The following is a 17991-nucleotide window of genomic DNA, read 5'->3' on the forward strand; positions in this document are numbered from 1 at the left end:
CGGGGGCGAGGGCCGAACCGATCCGAAACAAAGTCGTTACGGCCATTTGCCGTCCGCGCCGAGGCTACTACTGTGGACCCCGAGTTCGCCATCCGTTAGCTGACGCGTCGGCAGGCTCGTTGCGAACCCGAGTCCTTCCGAGCGTCACCCGAAGCCACGAGGTGACCATGACCCAGGGTTGGCCCAGTTCGATGGGTTCCTTCGACTCCTTCGACGATATCTTCAACCGATTCTTCGGATCCGGAATGTCCCGCCAGCCGCCGGTGCAGCGCATCGACCTGAGCCGTTTGCTGAGCGAGAGCGCCAAACAGGTCGTGGACTCCGCCCGGCAGGCCGCCCACGACTGGGGCAGCGCCGAGATCACCCCCGAGCACCTGCTCTACGCGGCCGCCGCCATCGAGCCGTCCCAGAGCATCATCGCCGAAATCGGCAGGGACCCCGAACAACTGCGCAAGCAGATGCGGACCGCCGCGGGCAGTGGCGTCGGCGCGCACGGCCAGGACCACGCCCTGGCCCTGAGCCCCGGCGCCAAGCTGGCCCTGCGCAATTCGCAGCGCAGCGCCGCCGAAGCGGGCAGCAGCTACATCGGGCCCGAGCACATTCTGCTCGGCATCGCGGGCGTGCACGACAGCCCCGCCGCCCAGGCCCTCTCGGGCGCGAAGATGCCCGCCGCCCAGACCGCCAAGGAGCCCTCCGACACCCCGACCCTCGACGAGTACGGCCGCGACCTCACCGCGGAGGCCCGGGCCGGCCAGGTCGATCCGGTGGTCGGCCGCGCCGAGGAGATCGAGCAGACCGTGGAGATCCTGTCGCGGCGGCGCAAGAACAATCCGGTCCTCATCGGTGATCCGGGCGTCGGCAAGACCGCGATCGTGGAGGGTCTGGCCCAGCGCATCGTCAATGGCGACGTGCCCGCCACCCTGACCGATCGCCGCGTCATCGCGCTGGACGTGAGCTCGATGGTGGCGGGCAGCAAGTATCGTGGCGAATTCGAGGAGCGGCTCACCAAGGTGCTCGACGAGGTGCGCGCGCACTCCGACGAACTGGTGGTCTTCATCGACGAGCTGCACACCATCGTGGGCGCGGGCGCCGGTGGCGAGGGCTCCATGGACGCGGGCAATATGCTCAAGCCCGCCCTGGCCCGCGGCGAACTGCACGCCATCGGCGCCACCACCATCGACGAGTACCGCAAGTACATCGAGAAGGACGCGGCCCTGGAGCGTCGCTTCCAGCCGGTCATGGTGTCCGAGCCGTCGGTGGCCGACACCATCGAGATCCTGCGCGGTCTCTCCGATGTGTACGAGGAGCACCACCAGGTGCGCTACCTGGACGAGGCGCTGATCGCGGCGGCCGAGCTGTCCGACCGCTACATCACCGACCGCTTCATGCCGGACAAGGCCATCGACCTGGTGGACCAGGCGGGCGCGCGGGTTCGACTGCGTACGCGCACACCGGATCCCAAGGTGCGTGAGCTGGAAGACAAACTGGCGCACCTGAATCGGGAGAAGGACGCGGCGGTCGCCGGCGAGGACTACGAGCGGGCCAACAGGATCAAGGCCGAGATCTCGAAGCTGGAGAAGAAGACCGCCTACGAGGTGGACCGCACCGAGATCCCGACGGTCGAGATCACCGATATCGCCGAGGTGGTGTCGCGGCAGACCGGCATCCCGGTCGCCGACCTCACCACCGAGGAACGCGCGAAACTGCTGAAGCTGGAACAGGATCTGCACCGGCGGGTGGTCGGCCAGGACGAGGCCATCGTCGCGGTGGCCGAGGCGGTGCGCCGCGCCCGCGCCGGGCTCAAGGACCCCAACCGGCCCATCGGCTCGTTCCTGTTCCTGGGCCCCACCGGCGTCGGCAAGACCGAACTCGCGAAAGCCCTGGCGGAGGCCGTCTTCGGTGACGAGGATCGGCTCATTCGCTTCGATATGAGTGAGTTCCAGGAGAAGCACACCGTCTCGCGGCTGGTGGGCGCGCCGCCCGGATACGTGGGCTACGACGACGCCGCCCAGCTCACCGACAAGGTGCGCCGGCAGCCGTACTCGGTGATCCTGTTCGACGAGGTCGAGAAGGCCCATCCGGACGTGTTCAGTGTGCTGCTGCAGCTGCTCGACGACGGCCGGGTCACCGACGCCAAGGGCCGCACGGTGGATTTCAAGAACACCATCGTGATTCTCACCAGCAATATCGGCTCCGATCTGATCCTGTCCGCGAAGGACGGCGACCTGGACTCGATCACGCCGCAGCTCGAGGAGCGGTTGCACAGGCAGTTCCGGCCCGAGTTCCTCAACCGGCTCGACGAGCAGATCATCTTCCACCGGCTCGACAGGTCGCAGCTGCGCAATATCGTCGGCCTGGTGCTCGACGGCACCAAGCGGCGGCTGCATGCCCAGGACATCGGCCTGGATGTCTCGGACCGGGCCATGGACTGGCTGGCGGAGAACGGATATCAGCCCGAGTTCGGTGCCCGGCCACTGCGCCGGACCGTGCAGAAGCAGCTGGACAACGCGCTGTCGAAGAAGCTGCTCGAGGGCGCGCTGGCGCCCGGCGACACGGTGCGCATCGATGCCGACGGCAACGGTCTGCAGATCGAGGCGATCCACCACACCGGCGGGAAGAAGACCGACGCCGAGATCACCGAGGAATCGGTCATGACCGTCGGCAAGGGCGGCAAGGCCAAGTCCGACAAGCCGGATGCCAAGCACAGCGGAAATGGCCACGGCAAGCGCAGCACGAAGGCGTCGGGCGGCAAGGCGTCCCCGACCGAGCACTGAGCACTGACGCACACGAAATACGCCGCGCTGGAATCGATCCCGCGCGGCGCATTTCGTTCGTGGAGGGCTCCCGTAGCCGGGCATGCGCGTCCACATCGAACATGGTCACGGCCAAATTCTTGGCGTAGTCGGGTGCGCCCGACCACTGCTGTCGATCTGCCTGCTGGCCCGGGGGCGGGTGCATGTCAGTTTTGAATATGCGTTAACTTCTGGTCATGGACCTTGATCGCGATGCCGCGCCGCTGCCTCTGGGCGACCTCGTCGCCGACGGGCCCTTCCCGCCGCATCACCCCGGCTGCTTCGGCTGCGGCCCCGCCAATCCGGCGTCCCCGCAGATCGCCTTCGGACGTCGGGGCGACACCGTGTGCGGCACCTTCACACTGGACGAGCGGCATCAGGGCGCGCCCGGCGTGGCGCACGGCGGCATCGTCGCCGCGGCCCTGGACGACGCCTGCGGCGCGATCCTGGTCCCACTGCGCCAGCCCGCCGTCACCGTCAAACTCGACGTCACCTTCTGTGCCCCCGCCCGCCTGCACCGCGATTTCGTGGTCACCGCCGTGCTCGCCGGACGTGAGGGCCGCAAACTCTTCATCGACACCACGCTGACCGATGGCGACACCGTGATCGCCACCGGGCGGGCGATTTTCGTCGAGGTCGCACCCGAGCACTTCCTGAGCCTCGGTGCGACCCTCGGGGAGATGCCCACCATCGGGCTGTGACTCGGCGCAACTGCGAACTCCAGGTACTCCCGGGCGACCAGGCCCGCGAGCGCGCCGTCGTCCGGGGAGCCGAGTGCCGGAACCCAGGCATCGGCTCGGTCGGCGTTCCTACTGGTGGAAATGATTCCGGCACGGGGCTTTTCGGGAAATGAATACGACTCCGGCGCCGCGCGGGAATTACTCGTGCGGCGCCGGAATGCTCGGGCCGATCGTCAGCCGACGGCGATCATGCGGGCCGCGTTGGCCGACTCGTCGTCCTTCTCCTCGTTGGCCGCCAGTTCGGCGTGTACGCGGTCGAAGTAGCGGTTGATCTCGGCATTGCTGCGCTCGTCGTCCCAGCCCAGGTGCGGGGCGATGAGGCGGGCGATCTCCGGCGCCGCCCGCAGGCCGCGGTCGGGCACCTCGATCGAGATGCGGGTGCGGCGGGTGAGCAGGTCGTCCAGGTGCAGCGCGCCCTCGTGGGTGGCGGCGTAGACGGCCTCGGCGGCCAGGTAGTCTTCGGCGCCCGGAATCGGTTGGCCCAGTTCGGGAGTCGCGCCGATCAGGTCGAAGATCTCCGCGGTCAGCGAGCCGTAGCGGCCGAGTAGATGCGCCACGGTCTCGACCGGCAGCCCGGCCCGCGCCGCCACATCGGCGATGGTGTCGACCATGTCCTGGTAGCCGACCGCGCCCAGGATGGGCAGGTTCGCGGTCACCGACGGCGCGACATCGCTGCCGAGGCGCTCGGCGGCGGCGTCCACCACATCGGCGGCCATCACCCGGTAGGTGGTGTACTTGCCGCCCGCGATGACGAACAGGCCCGGGGCCGGTTCGGCCACCGCGTGCTCGCGCGACAGCTTGGAGGTCTCCTTCGACGCGCCGGTCATGAGCGGCCGCAAGCCCGCGTAGGTGCCGACGATGTCGGCGCGCGTGAGCGGTTCGCGCAGTAGCGAATTGACGTGGTCGAGGATGTACTGCACATCCGCGGCGGTCGCGGTCGGGTGGTTCTTGTCCAGCGACCAGTCGGTGTCGGTGGTGCCGATGATCCAGTGCTCGGCCCACGGGATGACGAACAGCACGGACTTCTCGGTCTTCATGGCGATGCCGGTGTCCAGGTCCAGCTTCTCGCGCGGGACCATGATGTGCACGCCCTTGGACATGCGCACGTGGAACGGGAAGTCCACGCCGGTCATCTTGATCATGTCGTCGGTCCACACCCCGGTCGCCGAGATCACGGTCCTGGCCCGGATGCTGTGCTCCAGACCGGTTTCCAGATCCATGACCTTCGCGCCCACGACCTGCTCGCCATCGCGCAGCAACCCGGTGACCCGGGTGCGGGTCAGCACGGTCGCGCCGTGCTGGGCCGCGGTGCGGGCGATCATCATGGTGTACCGGGCGTCGTCGACCTGCGCGTCGTAGTAGCGGATGGCGCCGGTCATGGCGTCTTCCCGGAGCGCCGGCGCCAATTCCAGTGCGCCGGAACGACTCAGGTGCCGGTGCATGGGCACCGAGCGCGCGCCGCCCATGGTGTCGTAGAGGGCGATGCCGGCGCCGATGTAGAAGCGCTCGTAGTGCTTCTGCAGCGGGAACAGGAACGACACCGGGTGCACCAGGTGCGGGGCCAGCTTGTTCAGCAGCAGGCCGCGCTCCTTCAAAGCCTCACGGACCAGCGCGAAGTCGTACTGTTCCAGGTAGCGCAGGCCGCCGTGGATGAGCTTGGAGGACCGGCTGGAAGTACCGGCGGCGAAGTCGCGCGCCTCGACCAGGGTGACGGACAGACCGCGAGAGGCGGCGTCGAGGGCGGCGCCCGCTCCGGTCACTCCACCACCGATCACGAGAACGTCGATTTCGGTGTCGCCGAGCGAATCAATCGCCCGGGCGCGGTAGGCGGGATCCAGTTGTGCGGACACGAAATACTCCTTGTTATCGGTGTTTCGATGCTGGTGGGGCACCGGTCAGTCCTCGTCGTCGAGGTCGACCCAGTCGAGGGTGCGCGAGACGGCCTTGGCCCAGCGCGCATAGCCGCGCCGTCGCTGCTCCTCGGTCATGGTGGGATGCCAGTTCTTGTCCTCGCGCCAGTTGGCCACGAGTTCGTCTGTGCTACGCCAGAATCCGACCGCGAGACCGGCCGCGTAGGCGGCGCCGAGCGCGGTGGTCTCGGCGACCACCGGCCGGGAGACCGGCACGCCGAGGAAGTCGGCCTGGATCTGCATGGCGAGTTCATTGGTGGTGACGCCGCCGTCGACGCGCAGGGTGTCGAGCCGCACCCCGGAGTCCTGCTGCATGGCCTCGACCACGTCGCGGGTCTGGTAGCAGATGGATTCCAGTGTGGCCCTGGCGATGTGGGCGTTGTTGCTGAAGCGGGACAGGCCCACGATCACGCCGCGGGCATCCGGGCGCCAGTAGGGTGCGAACAGCCCGGAGAAGGCGGGCACGAAGTAGACGCCGCCATTGTCGGGCACCTGACCGGCGAGGGCCTCAACCCTTTCCGCGCCGGAGATGATGCCCAGCTGGTCGCGCAGCCACTGCACGGCCGAGCCGGTGACGGCGATCGAGCCCTCCAGCGCGTACACCGGCTTGTCGTCGCCGAACTGATAGGCGACCGTGGTCAGCAGGCCGTGCTCGGAGTGCACGATCTCGGTGCCGGTGTTCAGCATCAGGAAATTCCCTGTGCCGTAGGTGTTCTTGGCCTCGCCAGGCCGGAAGCAGACCTGGCCGACCGTGGCGGCCTGCTGGTCGCCGAGCACGCCCGCGATCCGCACCGCGCCTTTGAAAGGGCCGCTGGGGTAGGTGGTGCCGAAGCCCTCGGGATTCGACGAGGGCGCGATGCGCGGCAGCATGGCGCGCGGCACCCCGAACACGGCGAGCAATTCGTCGTCCCAGTCCAGGGTTTCGAGGTCCATGAGCATGGTGCGCGACGCATTGGTCGGGTCGGTGACGTGCACACCGCCGTGGACGCCGCCGGTGAGGTTCCAGATGATCCAGCTGTCGGAGGTGCCGAAGAGGGCGTCGCCGTTCTCCGCGTCCGCCCGCACGCCGGGGACATTGTCGAGGATCCACTTCAGCTTGCCGCCGGAGAAGTACGGCGCGGGCGGCAGTCCGGCGCGTTCGCGAATGAGATCGCCGTGGCCGGCCTTCTCCACCTCGCCCACGATGCGGTCGGTGCGGGTGTCCTGCCAGACGATGGCGTTGTAGTAGGGGCGTCCGGTGTGGCGGTTCCACACGATGGTGGTCTCGCGCTGATTGGTGACGCCGACGGCGGCCAGGTCGCTCGCGGTGAGACCGGCTCCGGCCAGGGCGCTCTTGATGACGGTGCGGGTGCGCTCCCAGATCTCGTCCGGGTTGTGCTCCACCCAGCCGGCCTGCGGGAGAATCTGCTCGTGTTCGAGTTGATGGCGGGCAACCACATTGCCGCCGTGGTCGAACACCATGAATCGCGTGGAGGTCGTGCCTTGATCGATGGCTCCGACGTACTGCGTCATCACGGTCCTTCCGGGAAGCTCGTCATTGAGTCCGTTTGCCCTGGTGAGGCCGATACCGGCCGACCGAGCTCCACGTTACGAAGTGGAACGTGCTTATGGCAGAGCGCGCGTTCGACAATGCCGAACGGTTAGCTGATAGGTTACGGGCATGCCGGGTCCAATTCAGTCGATCGAGCGCGCCGCGGCCATGCTGCGGCTACTCGCGCGCGGGTCCGGGCGCATGGGAGTGGGGGAGATCGCCGCGGCGCTGGGGCTGGCCAAGCCGACCGCGCACGGCATTCTGCGGACGCTGCAAGGGGTGGGATTCGTCGATCAGGATCCCGTGACGGGCAAGTATCTGCTGAGTCCGGCACTGCAGGACCTCGGGTCCGGGCACCTGGACGCCAATGAACTGCGCTCCCGCGCCATCAACCGCGCCGACGCGCTGGCCGCGCGCAGTGGGGAATCGGTGCGGATCGCCGCGCCGGTGGACGGGCGAGTGGTGGTGATCCACCACGTCTTCCGGCCCGACAATACCGAGCAGGAACTGGCAGTCGGAGAGGAATTGCCTTCGCACGCAACGGCTCTGGGCAAGGTGCTGCTGGCCTACGACGGGGAGCTCGCCGACGCGGCGCGCGACGGCCGGCTGCCCGCGATCACGCACCGCACCCTCACCGATCCGGCGGAGCTGCGGCGGGCGATCTCCGAGGTGCGGCGCACCGGCTGGGCGGGGGATGTCGGCGAATACCGTTCCGGTGAGGCGAGCGTCGCCGCGCCGATTCGCTCCCGGGGTGGTTTGGTGGTCGGTGCCATCGGCATCACCGGGCCGGTCGACCGGCTCTGCGACGGGCAGCTGCGGTTCCGGTCCGCGCCCATCGCCCAGGTGCGCGACGCCGCCGCCGCGGTGTCCCGAGATCTCGGTGGCGCGCAATGACTTTCCCGGACAGGAGCAGGCTCGGATGACGCAACGCTATGTGCTCGCCATCGACCAGGGCACCACCTCCACCCGGGCCATCCTCTTCGATCAGCGGGCGCGGCTGACCGGGGTGGCGCAGCGCGAGCACCGGCAGCACTATCCGCGGCCGGGGTGGATGGAGCAGGACGCGCTCGAGGTCTGGCGCAATGTGGAGCGCATCGTGCCCGCGGCACTGCGGGATTCGGGGATCACCCTGGAACAGGTGGCCGCGGTGGGGATCGCCAATCAGCGCGAGACCACGGTGGTGTGGGACCGGCACACCGGGACGCCGATCGGGCGGGCCATCGTGTGGCAGGACGTGCGCACCGAGGAGCTCGTCGAGCGGCTGCGGAAATCGCCCGGGGCGGAACGGATTCGTGAGCTGTGCGGGCTGCCGCTGGCCACCTACTTCGCCGCGCCGCGGCTGCGGTGGCTGCTGGATCGCACGCCGGGACTGCGGGAGCGGGCCGAACGCGGCGACGTGCTGTTCGGGACCATGGAGACCTGGCTCATCTGGAACCTCACCGGGGGAGCCGATCACGGGGTGCACGTCACCGATGTCTCCAATGCCGGCCGGACGCTACTGATGAACCTGTCCACCCTGGAATGGGATCGAGAACTGTTGCGGTTCTTCGATATTCCCAAGGCCATGCTTCCCGGGATCCAGCCCTCGACCGGCGAATTCGGCACGGCGCGGCGCGTGCTGCCGGGGGTGCGGATCGCGGCGGCGCTGGGTGATCAGCACGCGGCGCTGTTCGGGCAGACCTGTTTCGCGCCCGGCGAGACCGAATGCACCTACGGCACCGGCGGATTCCTGCTCATGAACACCGGGCGGGAGCTGGTGCGGTCCGAGCACGGACTGCTCACCACCATCGGGTACCAGGTGGGGCCGGAACCGGTGTACGCGCTGGAGGGGCCGATCGCGGTGACCGGCTCGCTGGTGCAGTGGCTGCGGGACAACATCGGGCTCATCGCCAGTGCGCCGGAGATCGAAACCCTCGCGGGCACAGTCGAAGACAATGGCGGCTGCTATCTGGTGCCCGCCTTCTCGGGGCTGTACGCGCCGCACTGGCGCAGTGACGCGCGCGGGCTGCTCATCGGGCTCACCTCGTACATCACCAAGGGGCACATCGCCCGTGCCGTGCTCGAGGCCACGGCCTGGCAGACGCGCGACGTGGTGGAGGCCATGAATGCCGACTCGGGACTGCAGGCCGGGGCGCTGCGGGTGGCGGGCGGGATGACCTCGGACAACCTGCTCATGCAGATCATCGCCGATGTGCTCGACATACCGGTCATGCGTCCGATCGTGGCGGAGACGGTGTCGCTGGGCGCGGCCTACGCGGCGGGCCTGGCGGTCGGTTACTGGCCGGATCTGGAGGGCCTGCGCCACAATTGGCGTGTCGCGGCGCAGTGGCTGCCGCGTATGGACGCGGACCTGCGCGCCGAGGAGTACGACAACTGGAAGCGGGCCGTGCAGCTTACCTTCGGCTGGCTGCGGCCCAACGAGCCGGTGTCCGGACGACGCCGAAGTCGTTGACCTAACGTGGCAGGTATGCGGCTCTACGTCGGTTGCGCAATGTGGACACACCCGGACTGGCAGGAGAAGCCGCTACCGCCGGCAGAACGCCTGCGCACCTATTCCTCCTGGTGCAATGCGGTGGAGGGCAACACCACCTTCTACGCGGTCCCGCAGCGGCGCACCGTCGAATCCTGGGCCCGCCAAACCGATCCCGACTTCCGCTTCGTGATCAAACTGCCCCGCACGATCACCCACGACCGCCGCCTCACCGGCATCGACGACGAGATGGCGGCGTTCTTGGACGCCATCGAACCGCTGGGCCGCCGCCTGCACTCGCTGTGGGTGCAGCTGCCCGCCTCTTTCACCAATCTGCCCGCTCTCGCCGAGTTGCTCGACGGCCTGCCGTCGCACTACCGCTGCGCCGTCGAGGTGCGCCACCCCGCCTTCTTCGAAAACCCGCGCGCCACGGCCCAACTCGAACAGGTGCTGACGGCCGCGGGTGCGGAGTGGATCCCGTTCGACACGACCGTCCTGTTCGACGGCCCGCCCGTCAGCCCGGCCGAGTACGAGGCTCGCTCCAAGAAGCCCAACAACCCGCGCCGCACCCGCGCCCTCACCGGATACCCCATCGTGCGCTATCACGGCCGCGACGACGTCGCCACCACCGTCGCCGGCTGGCAGCCCTGGATCGACGCCACCGTCGCCTGGCTGCGCGAAGGCCGCTCCCCGACCGTGTTCATCCACACGCCCGACAATGCCTCGGCCCGCACGCTCGCCCGCCGCTTCCATGCCGAGGTCCGTGCCCACCTCCCCGACCTGGAACCCCTGCCGGACCCCCTCCCCACCGACCCCATGACCCTGTTCTGACCGGACCCGCGGACCGTTCGGCGCGGGCCGAAGGATGGCGGCGGGACACTGGACCCATGGAACCGATCAGAGACGGCGATGTGGACATCTCCGGAGCCGCCCGCCTCCTGGCCGACCCGGCCCGGGCCCGCATGCTCACCGTTCTGGCCGACGGCCGCGCCCAGCCGGCCGGCGAACTGGCCCGGGCGGCGGGCGTGACGGCCGCGACGGCCAGCGAGCACCTGGGCAAGCTGGTCGATCAGGGCTGGCTGGCCGTCGAGAAGGCGGGCCGTCACCGCTACTACCGCATCGCACTCCCCGAGGTGGTCCAGGTCCTGGAATCCATGGCCCTGATCTCGCCGGTCCAACCGGTCCGTTCGCTACGTGGCGCTCGTGCCAACCGCGACCTGAAGCTCGCCCGCACCTGCTACGACCATCTCGCCGGAGCCGTCGGGGTAGCGATCTTCGACGCCCTGCACGACGCCGACCTGTTGAACGTGATCGGCGGGCACTGGACCGCCACCGACCACACCCACCCCCTTCTCGACGAATTGGCCATCACCCCAACCGATCTCCGCCATTTCGGCCGCCGCCCACCGGTCAAGGTCTGCCTCGACTGGTCCGAACGCCGCTACCACCTGGCCGGCGGCCTCGGCGCACTGATGCTGCGCCGCATGCTCGACAAAGACTGGTGCGCCCCCGGAACCACCCCCCGCGCAATGGCATTCACCCCCGCCGGCTGGGCAGCACTCGACCGCGCAGCCGGCATCGACAAGACCGCCATCAGCTCCGGCTTCGCCGGAACCGCCACCCCAGCCCCCGCGAAGGTCGTTCCACGCGGCGCCTGAAAGACCGGGCCGCGCACCTCCCGCACGAACAGCGGCAGGCACGCCATCGCCGGGTCGATCGACGCCGGGATGGTTCGGTCCGGGCCGAAGTTGTTGGGGACCAGGGTGGAAGGCATGACCCGAACACTGGAACAGGCGCGGACCGGAAGTGGTGGGCCGGCGCTGGCGGCGATTTCCGCCGGGTATTTCGTTGTCATTCTCGATGCCACGATCGTGAACATCGCGCTGGATCGGATGGCGGTCGGGCTGCATACGACGGTGACGGGGCTGGAGTGGGTGGTCGACGGGTATACCGTCACCGTCGCGGCGCTGCTCATGCTGGGTGGCGGGCTGGCGGATCGGTTCGGGGCTCGGCGCTGCTTCCAGGCGGGGCTGGGGTTCTTCGCAGTGGCCTCGGTGGGGTGTGCGGTGGCGCCGGAGGTCGGGCTGCTGGTGGCAGCCCGGGTCGTGCAGGGAATCGGTGCGGCGCTGCTGATTCCAGCCTCGCTGGCCTTGATCCGGTTCACGTATCCGGATGCGGCGGAGCGAGCGAGGGCCACCGGGATCTGGGGTGCGATCGGGTCGATGGCGGCCAGTTGCGGGCCGGTGCTGGGCGGCGTGCTTTCCGAAACCCTGGGCTGGCCCGCGATTTTCGCCATCAACGTGCCGGTGTGCGCGGTGACGGCGGTGCTGGTCCACCGGGCGGCACCGTCTGTACCCGGTGTGGCGCAGCGGATTCCGGTGTCGGGGCACGTCGCGGCCGTCGTCGCGATGGCGGGAGTCACCGCCTTCGTGATTCTCGGCGGTGCCCGTCCCGTACGTCCGGAGCTGCTCACGGTCGCGGTCGTGGCGGCGTCGGCCGGGCTGCTGCTGGGATCTGTGGCGGCACGCTCGGGTAAAGGGCTGCTGCCCGAAGGGCTTCGTCGCGAACGTGGTTTCACCGGCGGCGCGATGATCGGCCTGGCGCAGAACTTCGGCTTCTACGGCGAGCTCTTCGTGGTCGGCCTGTACCTGCAACGGCACCTGGGCTATTCGCCCGCGCTGGCCGGTGCGGCACTGCTGCCCGAGATGGCCGTCGGCATTCTGGCGTCCGCTCTGGGCGGCCGGCATGCCGCGCGCCGCGGTCCCCGCGTGGTCATCGTCACCGGCCTGACCATCGGCGCGACGGGGCTGATCGGCCTTGCGTGCATCAGTGCCCGGACGCCCTATCCGGTGGTCGCGATCCCCTTGCTGCTCATCGGTTTCGGTATGGCCTACACCATGCCCGCCGCCACCAATGTCACCGTGTCGGCTGCGGGCCCCGCGCACGCGGGGCTGGCCGCCGCCGCGTTCAATGCCGCCCGGCAGCTGGGTTCGGCGCTCGGTGTCGCGGTCCTGGGCGCGCTGATTCCGATCGCCCCCGGTTCGCTCGCCATCCCGCTGGCGATCGCCGCCGCGGTCTACCTCGCCGCCGCCATCCTGGCCCGGGCGCTCCTCCCGGCACGGGGTCGTCCGTGAATGCGGCAGGGTCGTCCCTGAAGGTGGACGCGGCACACGGCGGGGCGGGCCGGGCCTGCTCCGCCGGGTGCCACCGGATGATTCAGCCCACGAGGACCGGGGGCTTGCTGGAGCGCTGGGCTTCGCGGGCGAGCGCGCGGTCGCGCTGCTCCTCGAAGCGGACCACGTCCTTGCGGAGCTTGTCGAGGAATTCGCCGAGCTCGTTGCGGCGCCGGTCGCCGGCGGGGCCGAAGTCGGTGCGCTCGAAGATGTTCCACTTCTTGAGGTTGGGGATCAGCACCTCGTCGAGGTGCTGGCGCAGATCGTAGATGCCGTGCTTGGCCATCAGCACGCCGTTGCGGCGGAAGTTGGGCATGCCCAGGCCGGGCATCTGGAAGCCCACCACGACATTGGTGATGGCGTCCATGGCCTGGTCGGCCGAGAGGTCCAGGGCCGCGGCGCACATATTGCGGTAGAAGAGCATGTGCAGGTTCTCGTCCGCGGCGATCCGCTGCAGCATGCGGTCCGCGATGGGGTCGTCGCACACTCTGCCGGTATTGCGGTGGGACACCCGGGTCGCCAATTCCTGGAATGTCACATAAGCGACAGAATGCATGAATCCGGCATCGGCGTGAATGTACTCGGTATCGGAGTACTTCCTGATCAGATGCGCGGGGTTGTACCCGTCGGTCATGTGAATCATTCGCGCCTGCTCCAGCGCCACCGGATCCACACCCCGGGTGACGACCAGATAGTCGCGCATCACGATGCCGTGCCGGTTCTCCTCGGCCGTCCAGCGGCCCACCCAGGTACCCCAAGCCCCGTCCTGGGAGAAATTCTCGGCGATTTCCCGATGATAGCTGGGCAGATTGTCCTCAGTGAGAAGATTGGTCACCATGGCCGCCTTGGCGACCTCGCTGAGCTTCGACTGCTCCGGTTCCCAGTCCACACCCGCCATAGCTGCGAAGTTGCGACCGAGATCCCAAGGCACGTAGTCGTGCGGGTTCCAGTCCTTGGCCATCGATAGGTGACGGTTCACGTTCTGCTCGGCAATCGGTTCCAGCTCGATGAGCAGCTCCAACTGCGTGAGACTCCTGGCCACGATCCTGTGCCCTCCCTCGAAATGGCTCGGCGCTGGGGGAATGATGTTAGGAGAGAAACGCTGGAGATCCGGCGATCGCCGCCGCGGCGAGAGGGGATCCGTGGGGTCGAAAAGGGATGCCCGCGTGTCGCGTAATGAGACTGATCGGCTCCGCCTCGGATAATCTAGCTCAGTTCGCCGAATATTGGCTTCATACCCCGCCGATGCGTTCACGGCCGGGCTCGCTCGCTAGTTCTAAACCAGTCATTGACAGCCATGCGGATCGCACGCTGGTTCGCCGAAGCATCGCTACGGAGAGTGAACATGCAGACGCCCCACCGCCGGCAGTACCCCAGTGTCGTGGTCACCGCGCTCGCGGCGACCACCTCGATCGCGGGCGACGTCGACTCGACGTGGAAGGGACTACTCAACGGGGAGAGCGGGATCGACGTTCTCGAGGACAGCTTCCTCGACGATTTCGGCTTACCGGTCCGCATCGGTGGTCATCTCAAGGTCTCGCCCGCCGGCCTGGTCACCAATGCCGAGGCCCGGCGTCTGTCCTACGTCGAGCAGATGGCGGTGGTGCTGGGTCGTGAGGTGTGGGCCAATGCCGGCAGCCCCGAGGTGGACCACGATCGCCTCGGCGTCTCCATCGGCACCGGTCTCGGCGGCGCGGAGATGCTCATGTCCGCCCGCGACAAGCTGGTCAACGGCGGCTACCGCAAGGTGGTGCCGAACACCGTGCAGGCCGTGATGCCCAATGGCGCGGCCGCCTGCGTCGGGGTCGAGCTGGGCGCGAGGGCCGGTGTGTGCACTCCCGTTTCGGCTTGTTCGTCCGGTTCGGAGGCGATCTCCAATGCCTGGCGCATGGTCGTCATGGGCGATGCCGACATGGTGGTCACCGGCGGTGTGGAGGGTTCCATCCAGGCACTGCCCATCGCCGGGTTCTCCATGATGCGCGCCCTGAGCACCCGCAACCACGACCCCAAGGGCGCCTCGCGGCCGTTCGACATGGACCGCGACGGTTTCGTTTTCGGTGAGGCGGGCGCGCTCATGGTCATCGAGACCGAGGAGCACGCCAAGGCCCGCGGCGCCACCATCCACGCCCGCATCATGGGCGCGGGCGTCACCTCCGACGGCTTTCACCTGGTCGCCCCCGACCCCGAGGGCACCGGCGCGGCGCGTGCCATGTCCCGCGCCATGGAGTACGCGGGCCTGTCCAAATCCGATGTCACGCATATCAATGCGCACGCCACCGCCACGCCGATCGGCGATACCGCGGAGGCGAACGCCATCAAGCAAGCCGTCGGCAATCACCCCGCGGTGTACGCGCCGAAATCCGCCCTCGGGCATTCCATCGGCGCGGTCGGCGCGCTGGAGTCGATCATCACCGTCCTCAGCGTGCGGGACGGAATCATCCCCGCCACACTGAATTTGGAGAATCAGGACCCCGAGATCGACCTGGATGTGGTGAAAGGCCAGGCCCGGCCGGGTCGCTACGACTACGCCCTGAACAACTCCTTCGGTTTCGGCGGGCACAACGTGGCCATCGCTTTCGGCCGGTACTGATCTCTCCGGCCGCACGCGGTATCTCCATCGGCCGTAGGCAGTGACGTGGGATTCCGGCACCTGCTAGAGTTCCCCAGCCCCCAGCTACATTCGGGCTTTCGTGTCGATCTTTGTTCGGTGTCACTGCACAGTTCTGACGACTGTGAGTTGAAAAAGGATAGGGAATGATCGGCGAGACCATCGATGACTATCTGGACGAGCACGGCAACATCAAGATCCCTGACAACCAGACCATGGTCGACCTGCTCGACAAGCACGCCGCGGCCAACGGGGACGAGCTCGCCTACCGCTATATCGACTATTCACGCGAACGCGACGGCGAGTACCACGACATCACGTGGAATCGCTTCGGCCTCCGGCTGCGCGCCGTAGCCGCCCGACTACAGCAGGTCACGCAGCCGGGCGACCGGGTCGCCATCCTGGCGCCGCAGGGACTCGACTACATCGTGGCCATGTACGCCGCGGTGTACGCGGGCAATATCGCGGTACCGCTGTTCGATCCGGACGAGCAGGGGCACACCGACCGGCTGTACGCCGTGCTCGAGAACTGCAGGCCCGCGGCCGTCCTGACGGTCGGTGCGGCCGCCTCCGGGGTGCGCGAGATCTTCAAACACCTACCCGCGCCGCAGCGTCCGCGCATCGTGGCGGTCGAGGCGATCCCGGACGGCGTGGGGGAGAGCTGGGTACGGCCGCACGTGCAGATGGACGATGTGGCCTACCTGCAATACACCTCCGGCTCCACCCGCACCCCGGCCGGCGTGGAGATCACGCACCGGGCGGTCGGCACCAACCTGCTGCAGATGATCGATGCCATCGGCATCACCGAGAAGGCCCGCGGCGTCACCTGGCTGCCGCTGTTCCACGACATGGGGCTGCTGACGGTCATCCTGCCCACCATCGGCGGCAAGTACATCACCATCATGTCGCCCAGCGCCTTCGTGCGCCGGCCCTACCGCTGGATCAAGGAGCTGGCCGCCCAGGAGGACGGCGCCGAGATCTTCGCCGCCGCACCGAATTTCGCCTTCGAGCACGCCGCGGCCCGCGGATTGCCCAAGGCCGGTGAGGAATTGGACCTGTCCAATGTCATCGGACTGATCAATGGCAGCGAGCCGGTGTCGCTGACCTCGATGCAGAAGTTCAACGACGCCTTCGCCCCGTACGGCCTGCCCAAGACCGCCATCAAACCCTGCTACGGCATGGCCGAGGCCACACTGTTCGTCTCCGCCACCAAGCGCGAGGACGAGGCCCGCACGGTCTGGGTGGACCGTACCCGGCTCAATGCCGGGCAGATGGTCGAGGTCGACGAGCACGCGGAAAACGCTGTGGCCCAGGTGTCCTGCGGCTACGTGGCGAAGTCCCAGTGGGCGGCCATCGTGGACCCGGACACCGGCGCGGAGAAGGCCGAGGGCGAGGTCGGCGAGATCTGGTTGCACGGTGCGAACATCGGCCGCGGCTACTGGGGCCGTCCGGAGGAGAGCCTTGCCACGTTCCACAACAGGCTCACCTCCCGGCAGCCCGCGAGCCGCGCGGAAGGTGCGGCGGCGGACGGGAACTGGATGCGCACCGGCGACTTCGGCGCGTACTACGACGGCGAGCTCTTCATCACCGGCCGCGTCAAGGACCTGGTGATCGTGGACGGCCGCAACCACTATCCGCAGGATCTGGAGTACTCCGCCCAGGAGGCCAGCACCGCCCTGCGCCCGGGTTTCGTGGCGGCCTTCTCGGTCGCGGGGGATCAGCTCCCGGCCGAGGTGGTCGCGGTCGACACCGGCGCGCCCGCCTCCGCCTCCGAGCAACTGGTCATCGTGGCCGAACGCGGTACCGGCGCGGCCAAGCTCGATCCGGAGCCGATCACCGAGATCGTGCGGGCGGCCATCGCCAAGCGCCACGGCGTCACCGTGCGGGACCTGCTGCTGGTTCCCGCGGGCTCGATTCCGCGCACCTCCAGCGGCAAGATCGCCCGCCGCGCCTGCAAGGCGGCCTACCTGGAGGGCACCCTCCGCGGCGGCCACCGCCAGCAGGCGTTCCCGGACGAGACCGACTGACCGGCTTTCCTCGGCGAGTGGCACACCTCCGGGAGACCCCGGAGGTGTGCCACTCGGCGTTTCGGGTCGAGGGGATGCGTCAGTTGTCGAGTTGTACCGAGGTGAGCTGCTCAGCGGGGTGGGCAGCATGCGCGGCCAGGGTGCGGGCGGCGGCATTCAGGCGGGCGCGGGCATCCGCATCGGCAACCAGGCCATCCGGTCCGATACCGCTCTGGAGCACGGTGATGCGGCCGCAGGCCGCCTCGACCAACTCGGCTCCGACGTAGCCGAGCACGGTGCGCAGGGTGGCCACAGCGGCCTCACCGCGGCCCTCGTAGGCGACGTTCACGTAGGCGACCGGCTTGTCGCTGAGATCGGCATTGCCGACCGTCCACTCGAGCAGGTTCTTCAGGCTGCCGGGGATCATGCCCGCGTATTCCGGGGTGCAGAACAGCACCGCGTCGACCGCGGCGAGCTGCCGGTGCAGGGCCTCGACCACGGGCGGCTCGGGCTCGTCACCGGGGATGAAAGCGGGCAGGTCGAGCAGGCCCTGGTACCGGACGGCCTCGAAGTCGGACCCGGCGTCGGCGGCGATCGAGCGCAGCGCGGCGGTGTTCGTCGAGCCCTCGCGAGTGCTGCCCGAAATCAACAGGATGCGGGGAATAGTCACAACTGCGCCAACATGGCTGGGGCCGGGAGTATTTCGAGGTCACGGGGTCGTTGACTCCTATGCGCCGTCCCACCGAATGGGAGTTGTTGTG

Annotated in this window: 13 protein-coding genes; 9 read left to right on the forward strand and 4 right to left on the reverse strand. The window is 68.4% G+C overall.

Annotated features, from left to right (window positions below; all coding sequences use genetic code 11):
• Positions 1 to 167: 167 nt before the first annotated feature.
• Positions 168 to 2774 carry an ATP-dependent Clp protease ATP-binding subunit gene (locus ACWEQQ_RS23800; RefSeq protein ID WP_452349726.1) on the forward strand — a complete coding sequence of 869 codons (2607 nt, stop codon included), beginning with the start codon at positions 168 to 170 and terminating at the stop codon, positions 2772 to 2774.
• A gap of 215 nt (positions 2775 to 2989) precedes the next feature.
• Entirely contained in the window at positions 2990 to 3493 is a 504-nt protein-coding gene (locus ACWEQQ_RS23805) for a PaaI family thioesterase (RefSeq protein WP_452342504.1), read from the forward strand.
• A 212-nt stretch (positions 3494 to 3705) separates the two neighbouring features.
• On the opposite strand, the gene glpD is transcribed toward ACWEQQ_RS23805, so the two are convergent.
• Both glpD and glpK (ACWEQQ_RS23815) read right to left on the reverse strand, forming a co-directional pair.
• Positions 3706 to 5382 (reverse strand): glycerol-3-phosphate dehydrogenase, encoded by a 1677-nt coding sequence (gene glpD, locus ACWEQQ_RS23810; protein ID WP_452342505.1) that lies wholly within the window; start codon positions 5380 to 5382, stop codon positions 3706 to 3708.
• A 45-nt stretch (positions 5383 to 5427) separates the two neighbouring features.
• Positions 5428 to 6954 carry a glycerol kinase GlpK gene (gene glpK / locus ACWEQQ_RS23815; protein WP_452349727.1) on the reverse strand — a complete coding sequence of 509 codons (1527 nt, stop codon included), beginning with the start codon at positions 6952 to 6954 and terminating at the stop codon, positions 5428 to 5430.
• A gap of 148 nt (positions 6955 to 7102) precedes the next feature.
• On the opposite strand from glpK (ACWEQQ_RS23815), the gene ACWEQQ_RS23820 reads away from it, so the two are divergent.
• The 5 genes from ACWEQQ_RS23820 to ACWEQQ_RS23840 all read left to right on the forward strand — a co-directional run bounded on the left by ACWEQQ_RS23820 (position 7103) and on the right by ACWEQQ_RS23840 (position 12577).
• Positions 7103 to 7867 carry an IclR family transcriptional regulator gene (locus ACWEQQ_RS23820; RefSeq protein ID WP_452349728.1) on the forward strand — a complete coding sequence of 255 codons (765 nt, stop codon included), beginning with the start codon at positions 7103 to 7105 and terminating at the stop codon, positions 7865 to 7867.
• Positions 7868 to 7892: 25 nt separating this feature from the next.
• Entirely contained in the window at positions 7893 to 9425 is a 1533-nt protein-coding gene (glpK, locus tag ACWEQQ_RS23825; protein ID WP_452349729.1) for a glycerol kinase GlpK, read from the forward strand.
• 15 nt (positions 9426 to 9440) lie between these two features.
• Positions 9441 to 10274, forward strand: a complete 834-nt coding sequence (locus tag ACWEQQ_RS23830; RefSeq protein ID WP_452349730.1) for a DUF72 domain-containing protein — start codon at positions 9441 to 9443, stop codon at positions 10272 to 10274.
• Between the two features lie 56 nt (positions 10275 to 10330).
• Positions 10331 to 11101 (forward strand): ArsR/SmtB family transcription factor, encoded by a 771-nt coding sequence (locus tag ACWEQQ_RS23835; RefSeq protein WP_452349731.1) that lies wholly within the window; start codon positions 10331 to 10333, stop codon positions 11099 to 11101.
• A 114-nt stretch (positions 11102 to 11215) separates the two neighbouring features.
• Entirely contained in the window at positions 11216 to 12577 is a 1362-nt protein-coding gene (locus tag ACWEQQ_RS23840) for an MFS transporter (protein WP_452349732.1), read from the forward strand.
• Positions 12578 to 12659: 82 nt separating this feature from the next.
• Here ACWEQQ_RS23840 and ACWEQQ_RS23845 read toward each other — a convergent pair whose 3' ends face one another.
• Positions 12660 to 13658: an acyl-ACP desaturase gene (locus ACWEQQ_RS23845; protein WP_452349733.1), complete on the reverse strand. Its 999-nt coding sequence runs from the start codon at positions 13656 to 13658 to the stop codon at positions 12660 to 12662.
• Positions 13659 to 13961: 303 nt separating this feature from the next.
• On the opposite strand from ACWEQQ_RS23845, the gene ACWEQQ_RS23850 reads away from it, so the two are divergent.
• Together ACWEQQ_RS23850 and fadD32 are read left to right on the forward strand one after the other, a co-directional pair.
• Complete coding sequence (locus ACWEQQ_RS23850; RefSeq protein WP_452342513.1) at positions 13962 to 15206, forward strand: KasA/KasB family beta-ketoacyl-ACP synthase; 1245 nt, start codon at positions 13962 to 13964, stop codon at positions 15204 to 15206.
• 167 nt (positions 15207 to 15373) lie between these two features.
• Complete coding sequence (gene fadD32 / locus ACWEQQ_RS23855) at positions 15374 to 17251, forward strand: long-chain-fatty-acid--AMP ligase FadD32 (protein ID WP_452349844.1); 1878 nt, start codon at positions 15374 to 15376, stop codon at positions 17249 to 17251.
• A gap of 79 nt (positions 17252 to 17330) precedes the next feature.
• Here the strand turns inward: fadD32 and ACWEQQ_RS23860 are convergent, their stop codons facing one another.
• Entirely contained in the window at positions 17331 to 17900 is a 570-nt protein-coding gene (locus tag ACWEQQ_RS23860) for an NADPH-dependent FMN reductase (RefSeq protein WP_452342514.1), read from the reverse strand.
• Positions 17901 to 17991 lie beyond the last annotated feature (91 nt).

Source organism: Nocardia sp. NPDC004123 (assembly GCF_053603795.1).

What these genes read in the sequence shown, in the direction of transcription:
- ACWEQQ_RS23800 (WP_452349726.1), top strand. Translation starts at nt 168, where the DNA reads ATGACCCAGGGTTGGCCCAGTTCGATGGGTTCCTTCGACTCCTTCGAC.
- ACWEQQ_RS23805 (WP_452342504.1), top strand. Translation starts at nt 2,990, where the DNA reads ATGGACCTTGATCGCGATGCCGCGCCGCTGCCTCTGGGCGACCTCGTC.
- glpK (WP_452349727.1), bottom strand. Translation starts at nt 6,954, where the DNA reads ATGACGCAGTACGTCGGAGCCATCGATCAAGGCACGACCTCCACGCGA.
- ACWEQQ_RS23820 (WP_452349728.1), top strand. Translation starts at nt 7,103, where the DNA reads ATGCCGGGTCCAATTCAGTCGATCGAGCGCGCCGCGGCCATGCTGCGG.
- glpK (WP_452349729.1), top strand. Translation starts at nt 7,893, where the DNA reads ATGACGCAACGCTATGTGCTCGCCATCGACCAGGGCACCACCTCCACC.
- ACWEQQ_RS23830 (WP_452349730.1), top strand. Translation starts at nt 9,441, where the DNA reads ATGCGGCTCTACGTCGGTTGCGCAATGTGGACACACCCGGACTGGCAG.
- ACWEQQ_RS23835 (WP_452349731.1), top strand. Translation starts at nt 10,331, where the DNA reads ATGGAACCGATCAGAGACGGCGATGTGGACATCTCCGGAGCCGCCCGC.
- ACWEQQ_RS23840 (WP_452349732.1), top strand. Translation starts at nt 11,216, where the DNA reads ATGACCCGAACACTGGAACAGGCGCGGACCGGAAGTGGTGGGCCGGCG.
- ACWEQQ_RS23850 (WP_452342513.1), top strand. Translation starts at nt 13,962, where the DNA reads ATGCAGACGCCCCACCGCCGGCAGTACCCCAGTGTCGTGGTCACCGCG.